The organism is Gordonia alkanivorans NBRC 16433, from assembly GCF_000225505.1.
GTDB classification, from domain to species: Bacteria; Actinomycetota; Actinomycetes; order Mycobacteriales; family Mycobacteriaceae; genus Gordonia; species Gordonia alkanivorans.
Genome location: NZ_BACI01000072.1, coordinates 78,076 through 103,972 on the forward strand (window position 1 = coordinate 78,076; position 25,897 = coordinate 103,972).

General features: G+C 69.0%; 24 protein-coding genes and 1 pseudogene. 7 read left to right on the plus strand and 18 right to left on the minus strand.

Annotation, left to right across the window (positions count from 1 at the left end):
• The first annotated feature begins 174 nt into the window (after nucleotides 1–174).
• Nucleotides 175–2,019, plus strand: coding sequence for a dihydroxy-acid dehydratase (gene ilvD, locus GOALK_RS13535; RefSeq protein ID WP_006359387.1), 1,845 nt, complete (start codon nucleotides 175–177; stop codon nucleotides 2,017–2,019).
• A gap of 73 nt (nucleotides 2,020–2,092) precedes the next feature.
• Here the strand turns inward: ilvD and GOALK_RS13540 are convergent, their stop codons facing one another.
• Complete coding sequence (locus GOALK_RS13540) at nucleotides 2,093–3,298, minus strand: DoxX family protein (protein ID WP_040004214.1); 1,206 nt, start codon at nucleotides 3,296–3,298, stop codon at nucleotides 2,093–2,095.
• A gap of 104 nt (nucleotides 3,299–3,402) precedes the next feature.
• Here GOALK_RS13540 and GOALK_RS13545 point away from each other — a divergent pair, with 104 nt between their 5' ends.
• On the plus strand, nucleotides 3,403–4,506 hold the full coding sequence (locus tag GOALK_RS13545; protein WP_006359389.1) for a PQQ-dependent sugar dehydrogenase: 1,104 nt from the start codon (nucleotides 3,403–3,405) through the stop codon (nucleotides 4,504–4,506).
• Nucleotides 4,507–4,644: 138 nt separating this feature from the next.
• On the opposite strand, the gene gatB is transcribed toward GOALK_RS13545, so the two are convergent.
• Nucleotides 4,645–6,150, minus strand: a complete 1,506-nt coding sequence (gatB, locus tag GOALK_RS13550) for an Asp-tRNA(Asn)/Glu-tRNA(Gln) amidotransferase subunit GatB (protein ID WP_006359390.1) — start codon at nucleotides 6,148–6,150, stop codon at nucleotides 4,645–4,647.
• Between the two features lie 134 nt (nucleotides 6,151–6,284).
• On the opposite strand from gatB, the gene GOALK_RS13555 reads away from it, so the two are divergent.
• On the plus strand, nucleotides 6,285–6,512 hold the full coding sequence (locus GOALK_RS13555; protein ID WP_006359391.1) for a PspC domain-containing protein: 228 nt from the start codon (nucleotides 6,285–6,287) through the stop codon (nucleotides 6,510–6,512).
• On the opposite strand, the gene GOALK_RS13560 is transcribed toward GOALK_RS13555, so the two are convergent.
• The 3 genes from GOALK_RS13560 to GOALK_RS13570 form a co-directional block, all read right to left on the minus strand.
• The gene (locus GOALK_RS13560) at nucleotides 6,509–7,543 is read right to left on the minus strand and encodes a 6-phosphofructokinase (RefSeq protein WP_006359392.1); all 1,035 of its coding nucleotides are present in this window, start codon (nucleotides 7,541–7,543) and stop codon (nucleotides 6,509–6,511) included. The two genes, GOALK_RS13555 and GOALK_RS13560, sit on opposite strands and share 4 nt — an antisense overlap.
• A 77-nt stretch (nucleotides 7,544–7,620) precedes the next feature.
• On the minus strand, nucleotides 7,621–8,313 hold the full coding sequence (locus GOALK_RS13565; protein ID WP_006359393.1) for a response regulator: 693 nt from the start codon (nucleotides 8,311–8,313) through the stop codon (nucleotides 7,621–7,623).
• Between the two features lie 10 nt (nucleotides 8,314–8,323).
• Nucleotides 8,324–9,607, minus strand: a complete 1,284-nt coding sequence (locus tag GOALK_RS13570; RefSeq protein ID WP_006359394.1) for a sensor histidine kinase — start codon at nucleotides 9,605–9,607, stop codon at nucleotides 8,324–8,326.
• A 167-nt stretch (nucleotides 9,608–9,774) separates the two neighbouring features.
• On the opposite strand from GOALK_RS13570, the gene GOALK_RS13575 reads away from it, so the two are divergent.
• Together GOALK_RS13575 and GOALK_RS13580 are read left to right on the plus strand one after the other, a co-directional pair.
• Nucleotides 9,775–10,488, plus strand: coding sequence for a hypothetical protein (locus GOALK_RS13575; protein WP_232283172.1), 714 nt, complete (start codon nucleotides 9,775–9,777; stop codon nucleotides 10,486–10,488).
• A 59-nt stretch (nucleotides 10,489–10,547) separates the two neighbouring features.
• Nucleotides 10,548–11,735, plus strand: coding sequence for an alpha/beta-hydrolase family protein (locus GOALK_RS13580; protein ID WP_306302401.1), 1,188 nt, complete (start codon nucleotides 10,548–10,550; stop codon nucleotides 11,733–11,735).
• Here the strand turns inward: GOALK_RS13580 and gatA are convergent.
• Both gatA and gatC read right to left on the minus strand, forming a co-directional pair.
• Nucleotides 11,728–13,233 carry an Asp-tRNA(Asn)/Glu-tRNA(Gln) amidotransferase subunit GatA gene (gatA, locus tag GOALK_RS13585; RefSeq protein WP_035751243.1) on the minus strand — a complete coding sequence of 502 codons (1,506 nt, stop codon included), beginning with the start codon at nucleotides 13,231–13,233 and terminating at the stop codon, nucleotides 11,728–11,730. The two genes, GOALK_RS13580 and gatA, sit on opposite strands and share 8 nt — an antisense overlap.
• Nucleotides 13,230–13,541, minus strand: a complete 312-nt coding sequence (gene gatC / locus GOALK_RS13590; RefSeq protein ID WP_006438859.1) for an Asp-tRNA(Asn)/Glu-tRNA(Gln) amidotransferase subunit GatC — start codon at nucleotides 13,539–13,541, stop codon at nucleotides 13,230–13,232. The genes gatA and gatC overlap by 4 nt, the downstream gene beginning before the upstream one ends.
• A gap of 186 nt (nucleotides 13,542–13,727) precedes the next feature.
• On the opposite strand from gatC, the gene GOALK_RS13595 reads away from it, so the two are divergent.
• Nucleotides 13,728–14,399: an ACT domain-containing protein gene (locus GOALK_RS13595; protein WP_006359399.1), complete on the plus strand. Its 672-nt coding sequence runs from the start codon at nucleotides 13,728–13,730 to the stop codon at nucleotides 14,397–14,399.
• Between the two features lie 15 nt (nucleotides 14,400–14,414).
• Nucleotides 14,415–14,927, plus strand: coding sequence for an O-acetyl-ADP-ribose deacetylase (locus tag GOALK_RS13600; protein ID WP_006359400.1), 513 nt, complete (start codon nucleotides 14,415–14,417; stop codon nucleotides 14,925–14,927).
• Nucleotides 14,928–15,004: 77 nt separating this feature from the next.
• Here GOALK_RS13600 and ligA read toward each other — a convergent pair whose 3' ends face one another.
• From ligA to GOALK_RS13655, 11 genes and pseudogenes are all read right to left on the minus strand, one after another.
• Nucleotides 15,005–17,089 carry an NAD-dependent DNA ligase LigA gene (gene ligA, locus GOALK_RS13605; RefSeq protein WP_006359401.1) on the minus strand — a complete coding sequence of 695 codons (2,085 nt, stop codon included), beginning with the start codon at nucleotides 17,087–17,089 and terminating at the stop codon, nucleotides 15,005–15,007.
• 84 nt (nucleotides 17,090–17,173) lie between these two features.
• Nucleotides 17,174–17,542 (minus strand): annotated as a pseudogene (locus tag GOALK_RS13610) (MmcQ/YjbR family DNA-binding protein).
• Between the two features lie 197 nt (nucleotides 17,543–17,739).
• A complete protein-coding gene (locus GOALK_RS13615) occupies nucleotides 17,740–18,123 on the minus strand; it encodes an MmcQ/YjbR family DNA-binding protein (protein ID WP_006359403.1) in 384 nt (127 codons plus the stop codon).
• Nucleotides 18,124–18,186: 63 nt separating this feature from the next.
• The gene (locus GOALK_RS13620) at nucleotides 18,187–19,254 is read right to left on the minus strand and encodes a uroporphyrinogen decarboxylase/cobalamine-independent methonine synthase family protein (RefSeq protein ID WP_006359404.1); all 1,068 of its coding nucleotides are present in this window, start codon (nucleotides 19,252–19,254) and stop codon (nucleotides 18,187–18,189) included.
• The gene (gene mnmA / locus GOALK_RS13625; protein ID WP_006359405.1) at nucleotides 19,200–20,318 is read right to left on the minus strand and encodes a tRNA 2-thiouridine(34) synthase MnmA; all 1,119 of its coding nucleotides are present in this window, start codon (nucleotides 20,316–20,318) and stop codon (nucleotides 19,200–19,202) included. Before mnmA ends, GOALK_RS13620 begins: the two co-directional genes overlap by 55 nt.
• A complete protein-coding gene (locus GOALK_RS13630; protein ID WP_050918717.1) occupies nucleotides 20,318–21,538 on the minus strand; it encodes a cysteine desulfurase family protein in 1,221 nt (406 codons plus the stop codon). Before GOALK_RS13630 ends, mnmA begins: the two co-directional genes overlap by 1 nt.
• Nucleotides 21,539–21,663: 125 nt before the next feature.
• Entirely contained in the window at nucleotides 21,664–22,143 is a 480-nt protein-coding gene (locus GOALK_RS13635) for a DUF4334 domain-containing protein (protein WP_006359407.1), read from the minus strand.
• Nucleotides 22,144–22,206: 63 nt separating this feature from the next.
• Nucleotides 22,207–23,046 (minus strand): lysophospholipid acyltransferase family protein, encoded by an 840-nt coding sequence (locus tag GOALK_RS13640; protein WP_035751361.1) that lies wholly within the window; start codon nucleotides 23,044–23,046, stop codon nucleotides 22,207–22,209.
• Between the two features lie 14 nt (nucleotides 23,047–23,060).
• Complete coding sequence (locus GOALK_RS13645) at nucleotides 23,061–23,978, minus strand: GNAT family N-acetyltransferase (protein ID WP_006359409.1); 918 nt, start codon at nucleotides 23,976–23,978, stop codon at nucleotides 23,061–23,063.
• 97 nt (nucleotides 23,979–24,075) lie between these two features.
• Nucleotides 24,076–25,032: an electron transfer flavoprotein subunit alpha/FixB family protein gene (locus GOALK_RS13650; protein ID WP_006359410.1), complete on the minus strand. Its 957-nt coding sequence runs from the start codon at nucleotides 25,030–25,032 to the stop codon at nucleotides 24,076–24,078.
• A 52-nt stretch (nucleotides 25,033–25,084) separates the two neighbouring features.
• On the minus strand, nucleotides 25,085–25,870 hold the full coding sequence (locus tag GOALK_RS13655; RefSeq protein ID WP_006359411.1) for an electron transfer flavoprotein subunit beta/FixA family protein: 786 nt from the start codon (nucleotides 25,868–25,870) through the stop codon (nucleotides 25,085–25,087).
• Between the last annotated feature and the right edge of the window lie 27 nt (nucleotides 25,871–25,897).

The following is a 25,897-nucleotide window of genomic DNA, read 5'->3' on the forward strand; positions in this document are numbered from 1 at the left end:
TGCGACGCCGTTCAACCCAGGTCCCGGGACCACACAGCCCGAGTGAGACAAACCCCCGGGATCGCGGTGTTGACGCCAAGAGTCCGACGCGGAGAACGACTTCGGCCCAGCAGCGCCCGAAGCCGTTCGGCGACGCCGACTCTGCCCGACCCGACGATCGATATTGAGGAACCCATGCCAGCCTTGAGGTCACGCACCACCACCGTCGGCCGCGAAGCCGCCGGAGCACGCTCCCTGTGGCGCGCCACCGGTATGACCGACGACGATTTCGGCAAGCCCATCGTGGCGATCGCCAACTCGTACACGCAGTTCGTGCCGGGCCATGTGCACCTCAAGGATGTCGGCGACATCGTCGCCGACGCAGTGCGGGCCGCGGGCGGCGTCCCGCGTGAGTTCCACACCATCGCCGTCGACGACGGCATCGCGATGGGTCACGGCGGCATGCTCTACTCGCTGCCGTCCCGCGAGATCATCGCCGACTCCGTCGAATACATGGTCAACGCCCACACAGCCGACGCGCTGGTGTGCATCTCCAACTGCGACAAGATCACCCCCGGCATGCTCAATGCCGCGATGCGCCTGAACATCCCGACCGTCTTCGTGTCCGGCGGTCCGATGGAGGCCGGCAAGGCAGTCGTCGTCGACGGCGTCGCCCAGGCCCCCACCGACCTGATCACCGCGATCTCCGCCTCCGCGAACAGCGACGTGGACGAGGACGGGCTGAGCGAGGTCGAGCGGTCGGCCTGCCCGACCTGTGGCTCGTGCTCGGGCATGTTCACCGCCAACTCGATGAACTGCCTCACCGAGGCCCTTGGACTCGCCCTGCCGGGCAACGGGTCCACGCTGGCCACCCACGAGGCGCGTCGTGCGCTGTTCGAGCGCGCCGGCAAGGTCGTCATCGACGCCGCGAACCGCTGGTACCGCGAGGACGACGCATCGGTGCTGCCGCGCAGCATCGCGACCCCGACCGCCTTCCGGAACGCGATGGCGCTCGACGTCGCGATGGGCGGCTCGACCAACACCGTGCTGCACATCCTCGCCGCGGCGCAGGAGGGCGAGGTCGCCGACTTCGATCTGTCGACCATCGACGAGATCAGCCGCAACGTTCCCTGCCTGTCGAAGGTCTCCCCCAACTCCGACTACCACATGGAGGACGTCCACCGCGCCGGCGGAATCCCCGCGATCCTCGGGGAGCTCCGCCGTGCCGGACTGCTCGACGACACCACCTCGACCGTGTACAGCCCGACCCTGGCCCAGGCCCTCGACGACTGGGACATCCGCGGCGGCAAGGCGACCGACGAGGCCGTCGAACTGTTCCACGCCGCGCCGGGTGGCGTGCGCACCACGACCCCGTTCTCCACGGCCAACCGCTGGAGTTCGCTCGACACCGACGCCGCCGGCGGCTGTATCCGCGACCTCGAGCACGCGTACACCGTCGAAGGTGGGCTGTGCGTCCTGCGCGGCAACCTCGCTCCCGACGGCGCCGTGCTCAAGACCGCGGGCATCGACGAGGACCTGTGGCACTTCGAGGGTCCGGCCCGCGTGGTCGAGAGCCAGGAAGAGGCCGTTCAGGTCATCCTGTCGAAGACCATCCAGGCCGGCGAGGTGCTCGTCGTCCGCTACGAGGGCCCCGCGGGCGGGCCGGGCATGCAGGAGATGTTGCACCCGACCGCCTTCATGAAGGGCACCGGCATGGGCAAGAAGTGCGCCCTCATCACCGACGGCCGGTTCTCCGGCGGATCGTCGGGTCTGTCGGTCGGCCACATGTCGCCGGAGGCGGCGTCGGGTGGTGCGATCGGACTCGTCGAGGACGGCGATCAGATCCTCATCGACGTCAAGACCCGTCGCCTCGAGGTGCTCGTCGACGACGAGGTGCTCGCCGAGCGCCGCGCGAAGATGGAGGCCTCCGAGCGTCCGTGGCAGCCGAAGGACCGCGAGCGCACCGTCACCACCGCGCTCCGCGCCTACGCGAAGCTCGCGACCTCGGCCGACAAGGGCGCGGTCCGTCAGGTCGACTGACCACTGAACCACAGAGTGCGGGGTGCGTACCGGATGTCGGTACGCACCCCGCACTGTTGTCTGTGCGCGGAGCTCAGTTCAGCGGGTTGGTCCCGTTCGCCAGGATCCACACGGCGACGGCTGCACCGATGCCGACGATCAGCCACACGAACGACCCGACGAAGGGTCGGCGTGCCCAGCCGCGCGGGTAGTCCAGTGAGTACAGGCCCGGCCCGGTGAGGATGACCGCGGCCGCGGTGGCCGCAAGGAACAGCTCGTACTCCGCTCCCTGTGCGGCGGCGAAGAACTCGAAGCCGCCGGCCGCGGAAACCCGGTACGCCGCGGCGACGAGCATCGTGCCGAGGATGGCCGAGGCGCCGATCGGGGTGAGGAGGCCGAGGATGACCATGAGCCCGCCGACCGTCTCCGCGAGTGCGCCGACGATGGCGAGGATCTGCGCATAGTCGGCGTTGAATCCGCCGTCGACGAGCATCTGCTCGAAACCGCTGAGGCGCGGCCCGTTCCACAGTCCGAACAGCTTCTGCAGTCCGTGCGCGCCGACGAAACCGCCGAGCGCGATGCGCAGCAGCAACAGGCCGAGGTCGAGGGTGCCGCGTCGGGACTTCGCGAGCGCGTCTTCGAGGTCGTCGTCGGCGACCGATTTGGTTTCGTACTCGTCCTCGGGAGTCCGGTTCCGGCGACGACCGAACAGGCTCCTGCGCTCCGGCTCGTCGTCGAGCAGGGCGGTGTCCGCGGCGCTCGAATCGGCCGGGTTCGCGCTGTAGCGGCCGGCGGTGTCGTCTTCGTCGAGGAAGTCGTAGCGAGCGGCGCCGACCGGCGGCAACGCGGGTTCGGGCCGGGTCGCGGTGTCGTCGGCGGGGATGTCGCCGGCGTCGGAACCGGCTGCCGCGCGACGCTCGAATGCGACGGTCGGTTCGACATCGGGCTCCGACGCGTGCGGGGCTTCCGGCGTGCGGGGAGGTTCCGGGGCCTTCGAGGATTCCGGGACGCGCGGGGGTACGGGGACGGGTGTGGCCGGCGGCTTGTCCGCACTCCCCTTGGTCTGTCGGGTCTCCACGTCGCCGGGGTCGATGTCGTCCAGGTCGTCGACCCGCGCATACGGTGCCGGCCGCCGCGCGTGCCGGTTGTAGAAGTCATCGCGATCGACCTCGGGCCGCGGTGCGGGGGTCGGCGGATGATCCTGGACCGGGATCTGGCCGGTCGGCTCGTCGTAGGGGCTCATCGCGGGCGGGCTCGACGTATCGGGCTCCCTGGCGCTCGGCGTGTCGCGTTCGCTCACAAGCCCGACTCTAGAGGCTCGCGGGGTGCGGTCCCCGCACCCCGGCGGGGTGTCGGCACACCATTACTGTGGACGCCATGTGGAAGGGGCGGCCGACAGGCCGAATGCTGGTGGCCGTTCTGGCGGTGATCGCGCTCACCGTGGGCGGCTGCGCGAACTTCACCGAACAGGACCGTCAGCGGGAGGCCGGCGCGTTCAGTCCCAACAACCGTCCGAGCGGTCAGGCCGAGCCGACGCCGCCGCCGGAGACGCCGCGGGACACCCAGCCACCGCCCACCGGTCCGTGCGTCGACCCCGACCCCGCGGTGATCGCGACCTGCCTCGCGTCGACGGGCGGGGTGATGCCCGGTGACGAGCAGGGCGAGGTCACGGTGGTCGCCGAACGCACCACCGGAAAGATCATCACCACCAAGCGTTATGGCCCCGAACGGGTCCTCGGTCAGGCACCCGTCGACGCCTCGGGCGACGGCGGACTCATCGATTTCGCCTTCTCCCCCACCTACTCCCAGGACCGTCTGATATACGCACTGATCACGACGCCGTCGGACAACCGGATCGTGCGGCTGGCCCCCGACGATGTGCCGAAGCCGATCCTGACCGGAATCCCCAAGGGCGCCACCGGGAACATGGGCTCGATGTATTTCCGCACGCCCACCGAACTCGTGGTGGCCACGGGCGACGCCGGGAACCCCGCGGCCGCCGACGACCCGTCGTCGCTGGCCGGAAAGCTGTTGCTGGTGACCTCGTTCACCTCGGGTGTCAGTCCGCGCCCGCGAATCCTGGCCTCCGGCTTCGGATCATCGGTCGCACTGTGCCCCAACGAGTCCTCCGGCACCATCTATGTCGCCGACCAGACGGCGACCGAGGACCGTGTGCAGGTCATCGAAGAGGGCGGCCCCAAGGTCCTGTGGACGTGGCCCGACAAGCCGCAGATCGCCGGATGCGGTGTCGCGGGCGGCAGCATCTTCGTCTCGACGACCCGCACCCAGCGCATCGAGGGCATCCGCGAACCCACCCTCGAGGACCCGACGATCACGCCGCCGGTCGTCGCGCTCGAGAAGCGCTACGGCGCGCTCGGCCGAATGGCGGCCCTGCCCAACGGACTCCTGCAGGTGGCCACGGTCAACAAGCAGGCCGGCAATCCGAAGCCGACCGACGACCGCGTGTTCCGCTTCCTCCCGCAGGGCGGCGGCAACGACCGGACCTGACCGGGCGCCACCGCTCCCTGAGCGCTGATGACCGGCGAACCTCATCTCGACTCGCAGACTTCGATCGAAGTCTGCCGGTGGAGCTGACGTCTGCCGGTCGTCGCTGTCGCTCCTCACGCCTCGCAGCGGAGGTGGCGTCTACGAGCAGGCGGCGAGGACGAGTTCCTTGACGCGCGCCGGGTCGGCCTGTCCGCGGGTGGCCTTCATGACGTCGCCGACGATCTTGCCTGCGGCCTGGACCTTGCCGCCGCGGATCTTCTCGGCGATGTCGGGGTTGGCGGCGAGTGCGTCGTCGACGGCCTTCTGCAGTGCGGAGTCGTCGCGGACGACCTCGAGGCCGCGGTCGGCGACGATCTGCTTCGGCTCGCCCTCACCGTCGAGCACCGCGGTGGCGACCTGCTGGGCGAGCTTGGTGGTCAGCTTGCCCTCGTCGACGAGTCCGATGATCTCGGCGACCTGCGCCGGCGTGATGGCGAGACCGTCGAGTTCGACGCCCCGCGAATTGGCCTGCTGCGCAAGGAACGACACCCACCAGCCGCGGGCGGCCTCGGGTGAGGCACCGGCGTCGACGGTCGCGATGATGAGGTCGACGGCGCCGACGTTGACCAGGTCGCGCATGACCTCGTCGGAGACACCCCACTCCTCCTGGATGCGGGCACGGCGCAGCCACGGCAGCTCGGGCAGGGTGGCGCGCAGCTCTTCGATCCACGCCGCATCCGGCTGCACCGGAGGCAGATCGGGCTCCGGGAAGTAGCGGTAGTCCTCGGCGGTCTCCTTGCGACGACCGGCCGACGTGGTGCCGTCGGTCTCGTGGAAGTGGCGGGTCTCCTGCACGATCTCGCCACCGGCCTGCAGGATCGCTGCCTGACGGCGCATCTCGTAGCGGACGGCGATCTCGACGCTCTTGAGCGAGTTGACGTTCTTGGTCTCGGTACGGGTCCCGAACTCGCTCGCGCCCTTGGCCATCAGGGACAGGTTCACGTCGCAGCGCATCGAGCCCTGGTCCATTCGCACGTCCGACACGTCGAGGGACTTGAGCAGGTCGCGCAGCGCGGTCACGTACGCGCGTGCGACCTCGGGAGCACGGTCCCCCGCACCGACGATGGGTCGGGTGACGATCTCGACGAGCGGGACGCCTGCGCGGTTGTAGTCGAGCAGCGAGTGGCTCGCACCGTGGATACGACCGGTGGCGCCGCCGATGTGCAGCGACTTGCCGGTGTCCTCCTCCATGTGTGCGCGCTCGATCTCGACGCGCCACGTGGTGCCGTCGGCGAGCAGGACATCGAGGTAGCCGTCGTATGAGGTGGGCTCGTCGTACTGCGAGATCTGGTAGTTCTTCGGCTGGTCCGGGTAGAAGTAGTTCTTCCGCGCGAACTTGCTCGACGGCCGGATCGAGCAGTTCAGTGCCAGGCCGATGCGGATCGCGGACTCGACGGCCTTGGCGTTGGCGACCGGCAGCGAACCGGGCAGGCCGATGCACACCGGGCACACCTGGGTATTGGGCTCGGCGCCGAAGTCGGTCTGGCATCCGCAGAACATCTTGGTCGCGGTACCCAGCTCGACGTGCACCTCGAGGCCCATCACCGGATCGAAAGCGGCGATGACCTCGTCGTACTCCAACAGTTCGACGGCGGCGGAAGTCATGGCTGCCAGTTTATGCGGCGATATCCCAGGGGAACGTTCAGGGTGATCACCGATGCCGGGAACGGGTCGGCGGACCTACCGTCGTAGACATCAGTTCACCGACCCACATCACCTCGATCAGCAGGGAGACCCCGATGACCACCGCACAGCCCGCTTCGTCCGCCCCGCGACTGACGCGCTCCCGTTCGAACGCCTGGCTGGGTGGCGTCTGCGGCGGCATCGCCGAACGCTGGGGCTGGGACCCGACCCTGGTCCGCGTCCTGTTCGTGCTGTCGATGCTGCTCCCCGGCCCGCAGGTCCTGATCTACCTGGCACTGTGGATCGTCATTCCGCGCGAGCCGGCCGCAGTCGTGCCGGTCTAGCCGAAGATGACCCGGATCTCCTGGTACTGATCCTGCGGGACGGTCTTCAGCTCGCCGAGCGCCTCGTCGAAGGTGATCCGGTCGATCCGGGTGCCGTGGAGGGCGACCATCTGACCCCAGCCCTTCTCGGCGACCAGGTCGGCGGTCGCCATACCCATGCGGGTGGCGAGGACGCGGTCGTAGGCCGACGGCACGCCGCCGCGCTGGATGTGGCCGAGCACGGTGGCCCGCGTCTCGATGCCGGTGCGCTCCTCGATGAGCGGGGCCAGCACCTCGCCGACGCCGCCGAGCCGCGGACGGTTGAAGCCGTCGAGGCCCTTGGTGGAGTACGCCTCCGTCATCTCGGGGAGTTTGAACCCCTCGGCGACGACGACCATCGGCGAACGGCCGCGGGCCTTGACGCTGGTCACCCAGGCGCAGATCTGGTCGAGACTCTCGGGGTTCTCCGGGATGAGGATCACGTGCGCACCGCCGGCGATACCCGAGTGCAGCGCGATCCAGCCGGCGTGGCGGCCCATGACCTCGAGCACCATGCATCGCTTGTGCGAGTTGCCGGTGGTGCGCAGGCGGTCGATGGCCTCGGTCGCGATCTCGACGGCGGTGTTGAACCCGAACGTGTAGTCGGTGGCGTCGATGTCGTTGTCGATGGTCTTGGGCACGCCGACGATGTTGATGCCGTCGTCGAACAGACGCTTCGACGCCGCGGCCGTGCCGTCGCCGCCGATCGCGATGACCCCGTCGATACCGAGGTTCTTGAGCACCTTCTTGATGTTGTCGGGACCACCGTCGGGTTCGGTGTAGGGCCCGAATCGGCTCGTGCCGAGAATCGTTCCGCCCTCGTGGGACAGACCGCGGACCGTCGAGCGGTTCAACTCCATGATGTCGCCGTAGACGAGACCCGCCCAGCCGTCCTTGAAGCCGACGAACTCGTGACCGTAGACGGTTTCACCCTTGAGCACCGCACCGCGGATGACGGCGTTCAGTCCGGGGCAGTCACCACCGGAGGTGAGAATGCCGAATCTCTTGGCCATGTGGTGAGACCCTCCCTCTCGAACGCGACGAACACACCCAATCTAGTGCGCGGGTGCCCTGCCCGCTGAGCACGAATTCACTTGATGCCGTTCTCGTAGGCGAATACGACCGCCTGCGCGCGGTCCCGCAGTCGCAGCTTGCCCAGGAGACTACTCACGTGGGTCTTGACGGTCTGTTCGGTGACGTAGAGGTCGGCGCCGATCTCCGCGTTCGACTTGCCGTCGGCCACCAGGTCCAGCACCTCCCGCTCCCGCGGGGTGAGGTGTTCCAGCGCCGGGTTCCGGGCGGGGCGTCGACGCCGGGCGGTCACCTCGGTGATGAGCCGCTTGGTGATCGACGGCGCGAGCAGGGCCTCACCGGCGGCGACCACCCGCACCGCACGCACGAGTTCGTCGGCCGGCGCGTCCTTGAGCAGGAACCCCGATGCGCCGATCCGCAAGGCCTCGTAGACGTAGTCGTCGATGTCGAAAGTGGTGAGCATCAGCACGCGGGTCGGCGGTTCGAGTCCCGCCGACAGGATCTGTTCGGCCGCCCAGAGTCCGTCCTTGCGTGGCATCCGCACGTCCATCAGGACGACGTCGGGCCGCGCACGCTTGCACACCTCGACCGCCTCGACGCCGTCGGCCGCGTCCCCGAGCACAGACAGGTCGGACTGAGCGGCGAGGAGGGCCGAGAAGCCTTGTCGGACCATCGCCTGGTCGTCGGCGATGACGACGGTGATCGGGCGGGAGCTGCCCTGTGCTTGTAGCGGTTCCGCGTTGATCAGCACGCCTGACACGCTACTGGTCGGAGGCCGGTGAGGGGACCTTCGGCGTCGTTACGGACCGGGCCGCGTCGGGCAGGATGCCGTCCCGTGGCGGTGTCGCCGGGATACGCGCGCGCACCGCGAACCCGCCCTCGACCGTCGGTGCCGCGAGGAGCGAACCGCCCACTGCCTGAGCACGTTCGAGCATTCCGGGGATGCCGACGCCGTTACCGCCGATCCCGAGGGGCGCCGCCGTCGGAGCCGAGTTGACCACGGCCACCTCGACCGTGCCGTGTTCCCCCGGGGTGACGCTCACCAGGGTGCGGCTGCCCGGCGCGTGCCGGGTGGCGTTGGCGAGCGACTCCTGGACGATCCGGTAGATGACGAGTGCCGCCGACTCACCGACCATCTCATCGTCGACCTCCCGGTTCAGGGTGACCTCGGAGCCGGCCCGACGGGTCTCGTCGACGAGCGACTCGACCTGCGCCAGTCCCGGATTGGGGGCCGCGACGGTCTCGGCACCCTCGATCCGCAACACCCCGAGCAGCTGCCGCACCTCGTCGAGCGAGGTCCGGGCGGCGTCGGCGATGGCGTCGAATTCGGCTGCCGCAGCGGGTGAGACGTCGTCGATCCGGTACCGCGCGGTCTGCGACATGACGACGACCATCGACATCCGGTGAGCCACCACGTCGTGCAGGTCGCGGGCGATGCGTGCACGCTCCTGCAACTCTGCGGATTCCGCCTCCGCCTCCTCGGTCTGTTTCGTGCGCACGGCGAGTTGCCGTCGTGACGCCATCAGTCCGCGGAGCAGTGTCACGACCACCGCGAGCACCGAGATCCCGACGATCCACGCCGGGTGAACCGCATAGGCGACGACGAGGGAGGTCGTCAGCCACACCACCGGTATCCACCGCAGCTGGCAGCGGAGCATGACCATGAAGGTCAGCACGAGCAACTCGATGAAGTGAGTGACCTGGATGGTCAGCTCCCACCCGCTGTGCGTCGGCACGATCAAGCCGATGACCTGAGCCGAGACCACCGAGATCGCCCAGCCGACCAGTGGCGCCGACCAGGCGAGCGCGATCGGCAGTGCCGCGAACGCCGCGACAAGAGGCAGTAGGAAGACGGGCACGGCATGCGTGACGGGCAGCGTCGGCCAGGCGATCGAGTACATGATCAAGGCGACGACGAAGAAGAACCAGTTGACCCGTTTGGAGAAGTAGGCACGCACCGCGGGGTCCTGGGCGATGGGCGCGGTGGACGCCCAGTCAACGAAGTCGCCGCCGGCCGCGCGCAGATGCTTGCGTAAACCGAACATGAGGTTCACCCTAGGCCCGGTGAGGACCGGCAGTCCTCATACTTTCGGGGGAGATGCACTCGTTCCCGAGTGGTGTCCGCACTCCGGATCCCCGCCCCGACCGGTGAGCGGGAACCGCCCGTCGGAGCGATGTGGCCAGGCGGTTGCGCTCCCTAGCGTCAATGCCCATGAACCCTTCAGGTCCACTGCGGAAATGTCCTTCGGCCAACACTTCTCAACTCACCGATCATGCCGGTCGCACACGCCCACGACGTCCGCACCGCTGGCTGGTCGCCGCACTGACACTGACCTTTCTCCTTGCCGGACAGTGGATGTCGACGGCGCACGCGGTCGCCGGTGACGTCATTTCGACCATGGGTGTGGTCGTCCCCGACCCGGAGGACGCCGACAACCCGTACGCCGCCGCCGTCGTGGCGCTGACGGGGCCTGCCCCGGCCACGACGATGGGCGTCCTGCCCGCGACCTTCGACGTGCACATGGGTTACACGCCGGCCGTCGTGGCGGGTGCGCCCAGCGACCCGAACGGCGACTGCTCCTCCCCGGTACCGCTCCCCGACCGGTTCACACCGCTCTGCCGCACACATGATCTCGGTTACGACCTGCTGCGCGCGGCGGCCACCGACGGTCGTCCACTGGGCTCGTGGGCGCGGTTCGCCCTGGACCGCATGCTGATCGACGCGATGCAGCGCTCGTGCAGCAACCCGGCGTGCGACGCCGCGGCACGCGTCGCCCGGATCGGCTTATCCTGGAACACCTGGCGTCAGTTCGGCGGACCGCCGACCCGGCACGAATCGATCCCGCAACTGGTGTCCACCACGGTCGAACGCGCACTCGTCGACCGGCACCCCCGCACCGGGACCACCACCGAGGAGCTCTCGTGATGGCCTCGCCCGCACCAACGTCGGCGCACACCGGGCGACACCTGCCTCACCCTGTCCTCGTGATCAGCGTCGTCGTCGCATATCTCGTCGCCCTCCACCCTGGCACACTTCCGCGCGATGCGATGACGACCACGGTCGTGACGACCGGCGTCACGGCACTGGGCGCGGTCATCGGAATGCTGTTGGCGCGATGGGTATCCCGACGCCACGGGCAACCGGATGGGCAGACACGACGCGACGTCCTCGGTGTCGGCGTGCTGGTCGCGGCCGGCGGTGCGGGACTGGCAGTGTGGTGGCAGAACCTGATCCGTGCTGCCGTCGGTGCACTGCCGGTCGGCCCCGACTGGTGGGCGGGCGCCACGCTCGCACCCGTCGCGGTCGTTGCCGCAACCGTGGTCGTCCCTCGTGTCACCGCGGTCATCGCGGCGGCGGCGGTCGCGCTCACCGCGGGCCTCCTCACCCCAGCCTCTGCGGGTGCCGACGAAGGACAACCGCTGCCGCGTACCGTCTCCGAATCCGGGACACTGCTGCGCGGGGAGCTCTCGGCACCGGAATTCGAGCGTCCGGCAACACGATTGGTGAAGACGTGGCTGGGCGCCGACGGACTGTCGGCGCGGGCGGTGATCGTGGCCGTCCCCACCGGATCGGGCTGGGTCGACCCGGCCGCGGTCACCGGCTTCGTCGACCGCTTCGGCGCCGACGTCCGAATCCTGGTGCTCCCCTACGCCGACGTCCCGTCGTGGCAGGCGTTCATCTCCGACGACGCCGCGGCGACGGAGTCGTCGATCGCGCTGGTTCGCGAGGTCGCGGAGGTGTTGCAGGGCCGACCCGCTGGTGACCGGCCCCTGCTGGTGCTCTACGGCCAGAGCCTGGGCGCGGTCGGCGCCGACGCCGCCCGCACCTGGCTCGAGGACCGCCACCCGGGACTGCTCGCCGAGACCGTGCTGACCGCACCGCCCGCCGAGACGGTGGCCGCGGAGTCGGACTCACCGCGGGTCGTCGTGGCCAATCGCACCGATCCGGTGATCCGGTGGTCGCTCAGCTCGCTGTGGCGTCCCGCGACGACGCCGGACGGGACCGTACTCGGCGGACCGAGGGTGCCCCAGGTCCCCTGGCTACCGGTGATCAGCTTCCTGCAGACCAGCGTCGACCTGCTGTCCGCCCTCGACGGGCCCACCGGCGTCGGACACCGCTACGGGGCGGAGCAGGCACGTGGGTTACCGGCCTGCCGCGATGACCTCAGATGATCGCGCCGCGGGCCGCCTCATACGACGCGCCGACGCGGTACAGCCGGTCGTCGGCGAGGGCGGGCGCCATGATCTGCAGGCCGACGGGCATGCCGTCGTCCTCGGACAGACCCGACGGCACCGACATCGAGCCGATCCCGGCCAGGTTCACCGGCAGGGTGCAGAGGTCGAACAGGTACATCGCCAGCGGGTCGTCGACCTTCTCCCCGATCGGGAAGGCGGTGGTCGGCGTGGTCGGCGAGATCAGCACGTCGACCTTCTCGAAGGCGTTGGTGAAGTCGCGCGAGATCAGGGTGCGGACCTTCTGTGCCTGACCGTAGTAGGCGTCGTAGTAACCCGACGACAGCGCATAGGTGCCGATCATGATGCGGCGCTTGACCTCTGGTCCGAACCCGGCCTCGCGGGACAGTGCCATCACCTCGTCGGCCGAATGCGAACCGTCGTCGCCGACACGCAGGCCGTATCGCATGGCGTCGAAGCGTGCGAGGTTCGACGACACCTCCGAGGGGAGGATCAGGTAGTAGGCGCCGAGCGCGTAGGTGAAGTGCGGGCAGCTGACCTCGACGACCTCGGCGCCGCGCTCGGTGAGGAGCTTGACGGCCTGGTGGAACGAGTCGAGCACGCCCGACTGGTAGCCCTCGCCCTGCAGTTCGGTGACGACGCCGATCTTGACACCCTTGAGGTCCTGCTCGGCACCTTCGCGGGCGGCGGCGACCACGTCGGGCACCGGGACGTTGATCGACGTCGAGTCGCGCGGGTCGTGCCCGGCGATGACCTCGTGCAGCATCGCGGTGTCGAGAACTGTACGACCACACGGGCCACCCTGGTCCAGCGACGACGCACAGGCGACGAGCCCGTAGCGCGAGACGGTTCCGTAGGTGGGTTTGACGCCGACGGTCGCGGTGACCGCGGCCGGCTGACGGATGGAGCCACCGGTGTCGGTGCCGATCGCCAGCGGCGCCTCGTACGCGGCCAGTGCCGCGGCGCTGCCACCACCCGAGCCACCCGGGATCTTGGTGGGGTCCCACGGGTTTCGGGTCAGCTGGTAGGCGGAGTTCTCGGTCGAGCTGCCCATGGCGAACTCGTCCATGTTGGTCTTGCCCAGGATCGGGATGCCCGCGGCGCGGAGACGTTCGGTGACCGCGGCGTCGTAGGGCGGCACCCATCCCTCGAGGATCTTGGAACCGCACGTGGTGGGGGCGTCGGTGGTGGTGAAGACGTCCTTGAGCGCGATGGGCACACCGGCGAGCGACGACACCGCGTCGCCCGAGGCGATCGCATCGTCGGCAGCCTTGGCGGCGACGAGCGCCTCGGCGCCGCTGACATGCAGGAAGGCACCGAGCTCACCGTCGACCTCGGCGATGCGATCGAGGTGTGCCTGCGTGACCTCCACCGAACTGACCTCGCGGGTCGCGATCTTGGTGGCGAGTTCGGCGGCGGACAGACCGGTCAGGTCACCGGCGGGACGAGGCGCTGCGGCGTGCGACGCGGGGCTCACTGCTCTTCTCCCAGGATCTGCGGAACGGCGAAACGGTCCTGCTCGACGGCCGGCGCACCGGACAGCGCGGCGTCGGTGCTCAGACCGGGCACGACGACGTCGGGGCGCAGCACGTTGGCGAGCTCGGCCGGATGTGCGGTGCCGGGTACGTCGTCGGCAGCCACCTCGGACACCGATGCGACGTGGGTCAGGATGGAGTCCAGCTGCTTGGCGTAGACATCGAGTTCGTCCTCGCTCAGCGCCAGTCGCGACAATCGCGCCAGGTGCGCGACCTCTTCTCGCGATATGGACTTCGGTTCGCCAGCCACCGTCATCGCCCTTTCTCACCATCACTTGCTCGGGAATGAATGCCCACCGCGGCGCCTTCGCGACGCAGATGTGCCTCTCCAGCCTATGGGAACGCGCCGATCCGACTCACTTCAGCCACCGTTTGCACGCCCGGGCTCGGTCCGCCCCTCCCCGGCGGTGCGCGCCCGACCCTCACGAGTGCGAGAATGGCCCACGTGTCTTACCTGTTGCGCGTCTACCTCGAGGACCGTCCCGGCAGTCTCGGCGTGCTCGCCGTGCAACTCGGTTCGGTCGGTGCAGACATCCTGTCTCTCGAGGTGGTCGAACGCGGCAACGGTTACGCAGTCGACGACCTCGTCGTCGAGGTCCCGCCGGGCTCACTGCCCGACAGCCTGATCACGGCCGCCGAGAAGGTCAACGGCGTCCGGGTGGATTCCATCCGCCCGTACTCCGGTGTGCTCGACACCCATCGTGAACTCGAACTCGTCGACCAGGTCGCCACCGCCAAGCGCAACGACCGCCTCCAGGTCCTCGTCGACAACGCCCCGCGCGTACTGCGGGTGTCCTGGGCGATGGTCATCACCAAGGCCAGCGGCGGCGTCCTGCAGCTGTTCGGTTCCTCCGGGGCGCCGGAAACCCCGCTCACCCGGGCCGACTGGCTGCCGCTGGAGCATGCGGCACAGCTCGACGCGGAGGGCGACTGGGTACCGGATGCCTGGCAGGACATGGACACCCGACTCGCCGCGGCGCCCATCGGCTCCAACGACAAGGCGGTCCTGCTCGGCCGCATCGGCGGACCCGATTTCCGGCCATCCGAGGTCGCCCGGCTCGGCTACCTGGCAGGCATCGTCAGTACGGTGTTGCGCGCCGACGGATAGCGCGATGATGGAGCCATGACCTCCATCACGCTCGTGCAGGGAGACATCACCCTTCAGTCGGTCGACGCGATCGTCAACGCCGCCAACTCGACGCTGCTCGGCGGCGGCGGGGTCGACGGGGCCATCCACCGTCGCGGGGGTCCCGCGATTCTCGCCGAGTGCAAGGACCTCCGGGCCGGTCGCTACAAGCGCGGTCTCCCGGTCGGTGAGGCGGTCGCCACCACTGCGGGCGATCTGGACGCACGCTGGGTCATCCACACCGTCGGGCCGGTGCACTCATACGACGAGGACCGTTCCGAGTTCCTGATCTCCTGCTATCGTGAATCTCTGCGTGTCGCAGACGAATTGGGTGCATCGACGATCGCCTTCCCGGCCATCTCGACCGGCGTCTACGGCTGGCCGATGGACGACGGCGCACGCCGGGCCGTCGGCACGGTCCGGTCCGCCGACACCATGATGACGGAGATCCGGTTCGTGTTGTTCGACCCGCGGGCATATCGCGCCTTCGACAAGGCGCTGAACGGTTGACGCTGCCTGTTCTTCGTGGCAGTGCTACCAGGCGAACGCATCACCGATCTGCCGGCCGCGTCTGGCGGTGACCCCGTCTACTCAGGACTGCCGGTCTCCAGCAGTCGCTTGAACGCGTCCTCGTCGAGTACCGGGACGCCGAGCTGTTCGGCCTTGTCGGCCTTGCTTCCCGGCGAATCGCCGACGACCACGTAGTCGGTCTTCTTCGACACCGAACCCGACGCCTTGCCCCCGCGCTGCAGGATCGCCTCTTTGGCGCCGTCACGGGAGAAGTCCACCAGCGATCCGGTCACGACGATGGTCTTGCCCTCGAGCGTTCGCGCGATCGACTCGTCACGCTCGTCCTCCATGGAAACGCCTGCCGCACGCCACTTCTCGACGATCTCGCGATGCCAGTCGACGGTGAACCAGTCGTGGATCGATTGTGCGAGGGTCATGCCGAGGCCCTCGACGTCGGCCAGTTGTTCGACGTCGGCGGATTCGATGGCCTCCAGCGAGCCGAACTCGGTGGCCAGCGCGCGCGCGGCAGTGGGACCGACATGGCGGATCGACAGACCCACCAGCACCCGCCACAGCGCGACGTCCTTGGCCTTGTCGAGGTTGGCCAGCAAACGTTTTCCGTTCGCCGACAGCGCGCCGGCCTTCGTCGTGAACAGATCGGTGCGGGCGAGATCGTCGGCGGTGATGGAGAACAGGTCTCCTTCGTTGCGGATCACCTTGGCCGACAGCAGCGCGGTCGCCGCCTCGTAGCCGAGCGCCTCGATGTCGAAGGAGCCGCGCCCGGCGAGGTGAAAGAGCCGCTCCCGCAACTGTGCCGGGCAACTCTCCTGATTCGGGCACCGGACGTCGACGTCGGATTCCTTCTCCGGACGTAACGGCGTACCGCATTCCGGGCAGCGCTCGGGCATCTCGAACTCGACCTCGGAGCCGTCGCGCAGGTCGACGACCGGTCCGAGGACCTCGGGGATCACGTCGCCGGCCTTGCGAATGGTCACGGTGTCGCCGATGAGGACGCCCTTGCGCTTGACCTCCGAGCCGTTGTGCAGGGTGGCCCGGGAGACGGTCGAGCCGGCGACGAGGACCGGTTCGAGCACCGCGAACGGTGTGACGCGACCGGTGCGTCCGACGCCGACCTGGATGTCGCGCAGCTTGGTGGTGGCCTCCTCCGGTGGGTACTTGTAGGCGATCGCCCATCGCGGTGCACGCGAGGTGGAACCGAGGCGGCGCTGCAGGGTGAAGTCGTCGACCTTGACCACGATGCCGTCGATCTCGTGCTCGACGTCGTGACGGTGCTCGCCCCAGTAGGAGATCTTCTCGAGGATCTCGGCAGCGCCCGAAGCCTTGGTGGTGTGCGTCGACACCGGTAGCCCCCATGCACCGAGCGCGAGATACGCATCATGCAGCGACTCCGGCCGCCAGCCCTCGGTGTGACCGATACCGTGACAGATCATCCGCAGTTTGCGACGAGCCGTGACCTGCGGGTTCTTCTGACGCAGCGAACCGGCCGCCGAATTGCGGGGATTGGCGAACGGCGGCTTGCCGTCGGCCACCAGGGACGCGTTGAGCGCCTCGAAATCCTCCCCCCGGAAGAAGACCTCGCCGCGCACCTCGAGGACGTCCGGGATCGGGTACTCGTCGGAGGCCGTGAGGCGCTGCGGGATGTCCTCGATGGTGCGGGCGTTGAGGGAGACGTCCTCGCCGGTGCGCCCGTCGCCGCGGGTGACGCCGCGTTCCAAGACACCGTCGCGATACACCAGCGCCAGCGCGACGCCGTCGATCTTGAGTTCGCAGAGGAACTCGGCCTCGGCGCCGGCGTCGGAGTTGACCCGCTCGACCCAGGAGGTCATCTCCTCGTAGTCGAAGACGTTGTCCAGCGACATCATCCGCTCGAGATGGTCGACCGGGGAGAATGCGGTCGAGAAACCACCGCCGACGAGCTTGGTCGGCGAATCGGGGGTGGCGAGCTCGGGATGGCGCTCCTCGAGATCCTGCAGGCGGCGCAGCAGCTCGTCGAACTCGCCGTCGGTGATGACCGGCGCATCCTTCACGTAGTAACGGAACTGATGGTCGCGGATCTCCTCGGCGAGAGCCGCCCACTCTTCGCGCAGGTCTGCCTCGGGTCCCGACTGCTCGATGGCCCCCGACTCCGTTGTTTCTGCCACGTCCCGAGGGTATCGGAGTGCTCGGACAGGCTCGCCTCTCTGCTCCCTGAGGAGCCCGGAGCCTGCGGAGGGCGTCTCGAAGGGTCAGCCGTCGAGCTTGGCCAGGGACCGTTTCGGCGCGACGTGCCGGTAGCTGGCATCGAGGAGTTCGGCGACCTCGTCCCACTCCGTGTCACCGTCGAGGATCAGTCCGAGCCACCCGTAGGGGCCGTAGTAGGCGGGTACGTAGAACCGCGGGTCCTCTTCGAGCGCGGGTTTCTCCGCCTCGTCGGGAATGAACAGGATCGACTGGTCGTGACGGACCTTGCCACCCTTGAGACCGCCGCCGTAGTTGGCGAACAGCTAGCCGCACCGGAACGTCGGGCGGCCGTGTGCGACGACCTCGGTGGCGTCGAGAAGCGCGAGGGCGATCTCGCGGACGCGACCCAGGATCGGGTCGGCGTCGTCGAACATGATCGGATGCGGCCCCTCGCAGGATAGTTCCGCCGGACGCGAAATCTCGTCCCCCTCAGTGACTGTCGAGGGCAACTTGCCCTCGGGTGCCTGTCACGGGGACGAGAATCCGGGGGTATGTGTGGGTCTGAGTCTTCCGAGCACCTCGCCTCCGGTCACGGGAGAGTCTCGGGGCATGCCCTCAAATCCACAGAACCTCAGCCGTCGAGCTTGGCCAGGGAGCGCTTCGGCGCGACCTGCCGGTAGCTCGCGTCGAGGAGTTCGGCGACCTCGTCCCAGTCGGTGGTGTCCTCGAGGATCAGGCCCAGCCAGCCGTAGGGGCCGTAGTAGGCGGGCACGAAGAACCGCGGGTCCTCCTCAAGGGCCGGTTTCTCCGACTCGTCGGGGATGAACAGGATCGACTGGTCATAGCGGACCTTGCCACCCTTGAGGCCGCCGCCGTAGTTGGCGAACATCTTGCCGCACCGGAACGTCGGGCGACCGTGCGCGACGACCTCGGTGGCGTCGGGCAGCGCGAGCGCGATCTCGCGGACGCGACCCAGGATCGGGTCCGCGTCGTCGAACATGATCGGATGCGGCACCCTCGCAGGATAGTTCCGGCAGGCGGCGTTCCGCAGAGCTTCCAGGGCACCGGCTCCAGGAGGTCAGAGCGCGGTCGGGTCGGTGCCGAGCAGCTGACCCGCTTCGGCGGTCACCGCGAGAGCCTTTTTCGCCCAGCTCTCCGACGCCCCGGCGAGACCGCAGGTCGGTGTGACGATAACATTCTCGGACAACACTTTTCGGCTGAGGCCGATGCGATCGGTGATGGCGGCGAGGTCGGTCGCGACGGTGTCGGCGTTCACCGGTCGCTTCGGCGCGGTGGACGGGATTCGGCCGGCCACGAGGATGTCCCCGCGGTCGATGAGCATCCCGATGCCGTCGAGGTCGGCGTCGGTGGGTGCGGTGACGTCGATCGAGTACGCCACGCCCCGAAGGTGTTCGAGGAGGTCCCAGCGGGGCCGGTTGCAGTCGTGGAGCACCACCGGCGCGTCGACGTGTTCGATGAGTTCGGTGAGGGCCCGCGCCGCCTCGACGGCGGGGACCGCCCGGATCGGGTCGAACCGGGTGAGGGGCTTGACGGTTCCGTCGATGACTCGACCGATCATCGGCTCGTCGATCTGGACGACGACCTGTGCGCCGAGGCGGCGCTTGATCTCGCCGACGTGTTCACGGAGCCCTTCGGCAGTCGACGCGACGATGTCGCGGACCGCTCCCGGATCCTTCAGCACGCGATGGCCGTTCGGCAGTTCTACAGAAGCCGAGGTGGTGAACGGACCGGCGACCTGGACCTTGAACGGACGCCCGGTACCGACGAATCCCGCTGTCTCCCATAGCTCCTCGACGACGTCGAGATCCTCCTTGAGGAAGTCGCGGGCGCGGCGGGTCAGTTGCGATTCCCGTTGCGCCAGACGGTATCCCCAGGTCGCGGTGTCCATCGGGAGGTCGACGAGGATCGCGGCCATCCGGCCGATCAGATCCGAACCCGCCCCGCGACCGGGGAGTTCGACGAGGTGTGCGAGGTCGAGCTCACCGTTGACCACGGCGGCCGCCGCGCGCGGATCGGTGCCGGGCATCGAGCCCACGCCGGTTCCGACGCCGGTGGGCAGGCCTGGTGTGGTCACCGAGTCGCGACGGCGGTCGGCTGCGACGAGGTGGACGCGATCCGCCCGCATCCCACGACCTGGTCGCCGTGCTCCGCGTCCGGCAGGTACAGCACGGCGGCCTGACCGCGTGCGACGCCGGTCAGCGGTTCGTGCAGGGCGATGTCGATCGCGGGTTCGCCGGCGACGGTGGTCGGGGTCGCGGTGACGGGTGCGAGCCCGCCGTGTGCACGCACCTGGACCACGGCCACGAACGGCTCGTCGGGGGTGATGCCCGACGTCCACACCGCACGGGTCGCGGTGATGCCCCAGACCTGCAGGTCCTCGGCGGTGCCGACCGTGACGGTGCCCGACGCCGGGTCGATCTCGGTGACGTAGCGGGGCTTGCCGTCGGCTGCGGGCGCATCGATGCCGAGGCCCTTGCGCTGTCCGATGGTGAAGCCGTGGACTCCTTCGTGGTCGGCGAGGCGCTCGCCGGAGGAGGCGTCGACGACCGCGCCCGGACGGATGCCGATCTTGGCACCGAGGAAGGCGCGGGTGTCGCCGCTGGGGATGAAGCAGATGTCGTGCGAGTCGGGCTTGTCGGCCACCGCGAGACCGCGGCGTGCCGCCTCCGCCCGGATCTCGGCCTTCGGGGTGTCACCGATCGGGAACAGCGCGCGGGACAGCTGCTCGCGCGTCAGGACGGCCAGCACGTAGGACTGGTCCTTGTCGTGGTCGACCGCGCGACGCAGCTCGCCGTCGACGAGCTGCGCATAGTGACCGGTGGCGAGGGCGTCGAAGCCGAGGGCGATCGCCTTGTCGGCGAGCGCGGCGAACTTGATCTTCTCGTTGCACGTCAGGCAGGGGTTGGGGGTGCGTCCGGCGGCGTAGGCCTCGACGAATTCGTCGATGACGTCGTCCTTGAACCGGTCGGCGAAATCCCAGACGTAGAAAGGGATTCCGAGCACGTCCGCGGCGCGGCGGGCGTCCGAGGCGTCCTCCCGCGAGCAACAGCCGCGCGATCCGGTGCGCAGGGCTCCGGGCGCGGTGGAGAGAGCGAGGTGGACGCCGACGACCTCGTGCCCGGCGTCGACGGCACGTGCCGCCGCGACCGCCGAGTCGACGCCGCCGCTCATTGCTGCGAGTACGCGCATCACGAGACCTTTCCGCCGGGTGCGGAGACGAGGCCGGCGGCGCGAGCTCGATCCACGACCTCGTCGATGACCTGCGCCACCGCGTCGATGTCGGCGTCGGTGGTCGTGTGGGAGAGCGAGAACCGCAGCGACGACCGGGCGTCGGCCATGTCGAGCCCCATCGCGAGCAGCACATGGCTGGCCTGCGCGACACCCGCCGTGCAGGCGGAACCGGTGGAGCATTCGATGCCCTTGGCGTCGAGCAGCATGAGCAGAGAGTCGCCCTCGCAGCCGATGAAGGAGACGTGGACGTTTCCCGGAAGCCGTGCATCTGGTGCGGCGCCGTTGCGTACCGCCCCTTCGACACCGAGCAGGGTCTCGGAGAGCCGCGACGCCAGGGCGCGCACGCGGGCGGTGTTCTCCTCCAGGTGTTCGACGCACCAGGTCAGCGCGGCGGCCATGCCGGCGGCGCCGGCGACATCCTGGGTTCCCGACCGCACGTCCCGTTCGTGGCCGCCGCCGTGCTGCAGCGGGACGCAGGCGACCTCGCGGCCGAGCAGCAGCGCGCCGACGCCCTGCGGACCGCCGAACTTGTGGGCGGCGAGGCTCAGCGCGGACAGTCCGCTGGCGGCGAAGTCGACCGGCAGGTGGCCGACGGCCTGAATGGCATCGGAGTGCACCGGTACGCCGAACTCGGCTCCGAGCGCGGCGATCTCGGCGATGGGCTGGATGGAACCCACCTCGTTGTTGGCCCACATGACCGAGATGAGGGCCGTCTGGTCGGCGTGTGCCTCGAGTTCGGCCCGGAGCTCGGCGGGTGAGACCACGCCGTCGGCGTCGACCGGCAGCACCACGAGTTCTGCGCCGGCGTCGGCCGCGAGCCACTGGGCAGGGTCGAGGACCGCGTGGTGCTCCACCGCCGACACGATGATGCGGCGACGCTGCTCATCGGCGCGGCGACGGGCCCAGTAGATGCCCTTGATCGCGAGGTTGTCCGACTCGGTGCCGCCGCCCGTGAAGATGACCTCCGACGGACGTGCACCGACGGCCGCGGCGATCGCCTCGCGCGCCTCCTCGAGGCGGCGTCGGGCGGTTCGGCCGGAACCGTGCAGTGACGAGGCGTTGCCCGGGGCACCGAAGACAGCGGTCATCGCCTCGACGGCTTCGGGCAGCATCTGCGTCGAAGCGGCGTGGTCGAGGTAGACGGACGTGCGCGGCGGCACTCGGGTTGGCAGGGGCATCGCTAGCAAGGATAAACGCGCGGCGGACGTCGACAAATTCCGCGACTTGTGAGCGCTGTGTGCACGCGCTGGTCATCGGGCGCCCGACCACCCGACCAGACCCCGCGGCCGCCTTCTCGGACGTCTCAGACGCGTTCGAGGTAGAAGTACAGGTGCCGTCCGTCGATGACGCCGCCCTTGCCGTTCATGATGCCCATGACGGTGGTGTCGTCGACGCGCTTGAAGTGATCGATGACCGGCTGGCCGTCGTAGACCATCGACGCGGTGATCTCCCCGCGGAACTCGACCGCCCACAGGCTCGCCTCACCCTTGCCGAGCTTGACGTTGGAGAACAGCTTGCCGTTCTCGTCACGGCAGACCAGCGGCTGCACATCGCTGCGCGAGGTGAAGGTCTTGCCGAACCAGTTGGCCTTCGCCAGCATCCCGTTGATGGCGTGGCCGGTGGTGAACTCACCGCCCTTCCAGGCGCCGAGCATCTCCTCGGGACGCAGCGTCGCCAGTCCTGCCCACACGGTGTCGAGGACCGCGTCGTCGACGAGCCCTTCCGCTTCCCGCAGTTCGAAGAACTTGGCGCGGGCCGCTTCTCGGGTCAGGGTGGACGTCATCGTCGGACTCCTTCGACATACGGCGATCTCCTCGGCCGCGTGCGCGGCCGCTTGCGAAGGAACCTATATCAGAGAACGTTCGATGTCACTTTCCGCGGCGCTCAACACACGCTCGCAACGCCGGGCCAGTTCGCGACGGTCGGCGCCCGGCACCTCGGCGTGTTCGAGGCGGACGACCACCGTCAGTCCGCGGGCCCGCAGCACCCGGCGCAAGGTGTCGAGCGGTGAGTCGTCGCCGATGAAGCTCGGGGCCGTCGCGGCACGCCCGTCGGGCCCGAGGAACCGTAGGCGAACCGGGAACACCGGCACCCCGGCGTCGACCGCCGCCTGGAAGAACGCGGGCCGGAACGCACCGCCGGTCCGGCCGCAGAAGGTTGTCCCCTCCGGGAACACGATCACCGACGATCCGGTTGCCAGGCGCGCGGAGACCTCACCCACTGCCGCCGGGAGTCCGCGCAGCGTCCCACGGTCTACCGCGATCACCCCGAACCGGCGCGCGAGCCCGGCCACCACCGGCATGTCGACGACGTCGGACTTCGCCACCACCGGTGCCGGGCTGACGAGAGCCAGCGCGAGGACGTCGAGAAAGGAGATGTGGTTGGCGACGATGAGTCCGGTTGCGCGCGGATCCCTCCGCCGGTCGTCGACGACGACCCTGATGCCGAGCGCGGCGAGCAGCGGACCCGCGGCCCGCGCACGCAGGGCTCGTCGGGGCCGCCTCCGGAGCCGCGCCATCGTCCCGTCGGCAATGGGTGTCGCGACGATCCAGCCGGCGATCGCGGCCAGACGACACAACCGCCCACCGGTGACCACGGCGTCGGCTGCCCGCCTCTCGGCCCGCGGACCGAGGCAGGCATGCCCGCAGGTGCTCACCGGGAACCACGGGTGACGCTCCACCGGCATGATGGTCACCGCGGTCAGGCCCCTGCCGAGCCGAGACGCTGGGCACTCGATCGCAGGCGGTCGAGATAGCGCCGGTTGGCGCCCTCCCGGTCGATGAGGGTGAGGAAGTCCGCGACATCGAAGACGTCGTCGACGGCGGGCTCACCACAGATACGGGCGCCCATCCGCAGGTATCCGCGCATCAGGGGCGGCATCCCGATGGTGTCCGACGGCGTGATGTCGTCGAGGAGCCGCCCACCGATGCGTGCTGGCGTCAGCGGGGTGACTCGTCGATCGGCGTCGGCATATTCCTCGCGCAGGCGGTCGCGGACGGCGCGCAGCACGGACCCGGGCATCCACTCCCCCGGGCTGTGCAGCGGCACCGACACGCAACCCATCAGGTACCGGTAGCCCGCGAGATCCATGTATTGCAGCAGGGCCGCCCACATGAGGGCGGTGACCGATCCGTCACGATGCCTGCCGTCCACGCAGGCGCGCCCCAGTTCGACTGTCTCGGAGAAGATGTCGGCCAATCGACTCAGGTCGAACTCGGTGGATGAGTACCAGCCGCCGGCGGCGATCGCACGCGGAGGTGCCAGCAGTCGTGCGCACCCGATGACGCCGTGGTCGTCGTGCCGCACGACGAGGTGCTCACAGAACTCGTCGAACCGGTCGGCGTCGCAGCCGGTGGTCGCGTCGCCGATACGGTCGGAGAAGCCGGGCTCATCGGCGAAGACCCGGTAGCGAAGTCGTTGGGCGGCAAGGATGTCGGCCGCGTCGTCGGACACCAGCACCCGCACGGGTCCGGCGGTCAGCAGGGTGGCCGAGACGGCGGAATCGGTTGCCGCGGTGGTGGCGATGGACTGTAGAGCGTTCATGCCCCGTATGAAAGCCACCGCCGGCGTCGCCACGACCACGGCCGCATGACGTGTCGGGGCGATCCGGATGAACACGTGCCGCTCCGGCGACCTCGGGTGAACGGGCCGCGAACACACGGTGGCCCCCGACGCGAACGTCGGGGGCCACCGGGGTACTGCGTGATCTACCGGATCACTTGCGCTTCTTGACCTCTTCGGTCAGCTGCGGGGCGACGTTGAACAGGTCGCCCACGATGCCGTAGTCGGCGATCTCGAAGATCGGCGCCTCTTCGTCCTTGTTGACGGCGACGATGGTCTTCGAGGTCTGCATGCCGGCGCGGTGCTGGATGGCGCCCGAGATGCCCAGGGCGACATAGAGCTGCGGCGACACGGTCTTACCGGTCTGACCGACCTGGAACTGACCCGGGTAGTAGCCGGAGTCGACGGCGGCGCGCGAGGCGCCGACGGCGGCACCGAGCGCGTCGGCGAGCTCCTCGACGACCGAGAACTTCTCGGCGCTACCGACACCGCGACCACCGGAGACGACGATCGACGCCTCGGTGAGCTCGGGACGGTCGCCACCGATGTTCGGCTCGACCTTGGTGATCTTGACGGCGTTCTCGGCAGCTGCCGGGACCTCGACGTCGACACGCTCGCCGGCACCGGCCTGCGGAGCGGCCTCGACGCCACCGGGGCGGATCGAGATCACCGGGGTGTCGCCCTTGGCCTGCGCCTCGACGGTGAACGCGCCACCGAAGATCGAGTGGATGCCCACGCCGCCTTCCTTGACGTCGACGACGTCGGCGAGCACACCCGAGCCGAGACGCACGGCGAGACGACCGGCGATCTCCTTGCCGTCGGCGGTGGCCGCGACCAGGACCGCTGCCGGAGCGGCGCTCTCGGCGATCGAGGACAGCACATCGACCTGCGGGTTGATCAGGTAGCCGGCCGCGTCGTCGGACTCGGCGACGTAGACCTTCTCGGCGCCGGCTTCCTTGAGGCCGTCGATGATCGCGTCGGCGGTGCCGGGCTTGCCGACGACGACAGCCGACGGGGTACCGAGAGCGCGGGCGGCGGTGATGAGCTCGCTGGTGACCTTCTTCAGGGCGCCTTCGGCGTCCTGCTCCACGAGCACGAGTACTTCTGCCATGTTGGTTTTCTCCTGAATGACTGGGGTTCGCCGGATGGACTGGTGGGGAAGATCAGATGATCTTCTGGCCGACCAGGTACTCGGCGACCTTCGTGCCGCCGTCGCCTTCGTCGGTGACGCGCTCGCCCGCGGTCTTCGGCGGCTTCGGGGTGGAGGAGTTCACGACGCTGCCGGCGTTCTCCAGGCCCACGTCGGTCGGCTCGACGTCGATCTCGGCCAGCGAGACGGCGGTGACTTCCTTCTTCTTCGCGGCCATGATGCCCTTGAAGGACGGGAAGCGGGGCTCGTTGATCTTCTCGTTGACCGAGACGATCGCCGGGAGCTGTGCCTCGACGTGGAAGATGCCCTCGTCGGTCTCGCGCTCGCCCTTGAGGGTCTCGCCCTCGAGGGTCAGCTTGCGCAGGTGGGTCAGGTGCGGGAGCTCGAGGTACTCGGCGATCATGGCCGGGATCGCGCCGACGCGGCCGTCGGTGGCCTCGTTGCCGGCGATGACGAGTTCGACGCCCTCGACGGTGCCCAGTGCGCGGGCCAGGACGTAGGCGGTCTGGACCGCGTCCGAGCCGTGGAGCTGGTCGTCCTTGATGTGGATCGCCTTGTCGGCGCCCATCGACAGAGCCTTGCGGATGGCGTCGGTGGCGCGGTCGGGACCCGCAGTCAGGATGGTGACCTCACCGCCGTCGGCTTCCTTGATCTTCAGCGCTTCCTCGACGGCGCGCTCGTTGATCTCGTCCAGAACCGCGTCAGCTGCCTCGCGGTCCAAGGTGTAGTCGTCGTCGGACAACTTGCGCTCGGACCACGTGTCGGGAACCTGCTTGATCAGTACGACAATGTTTGTCATTGGTCTACGTCGACCTCCTGCGTCGGG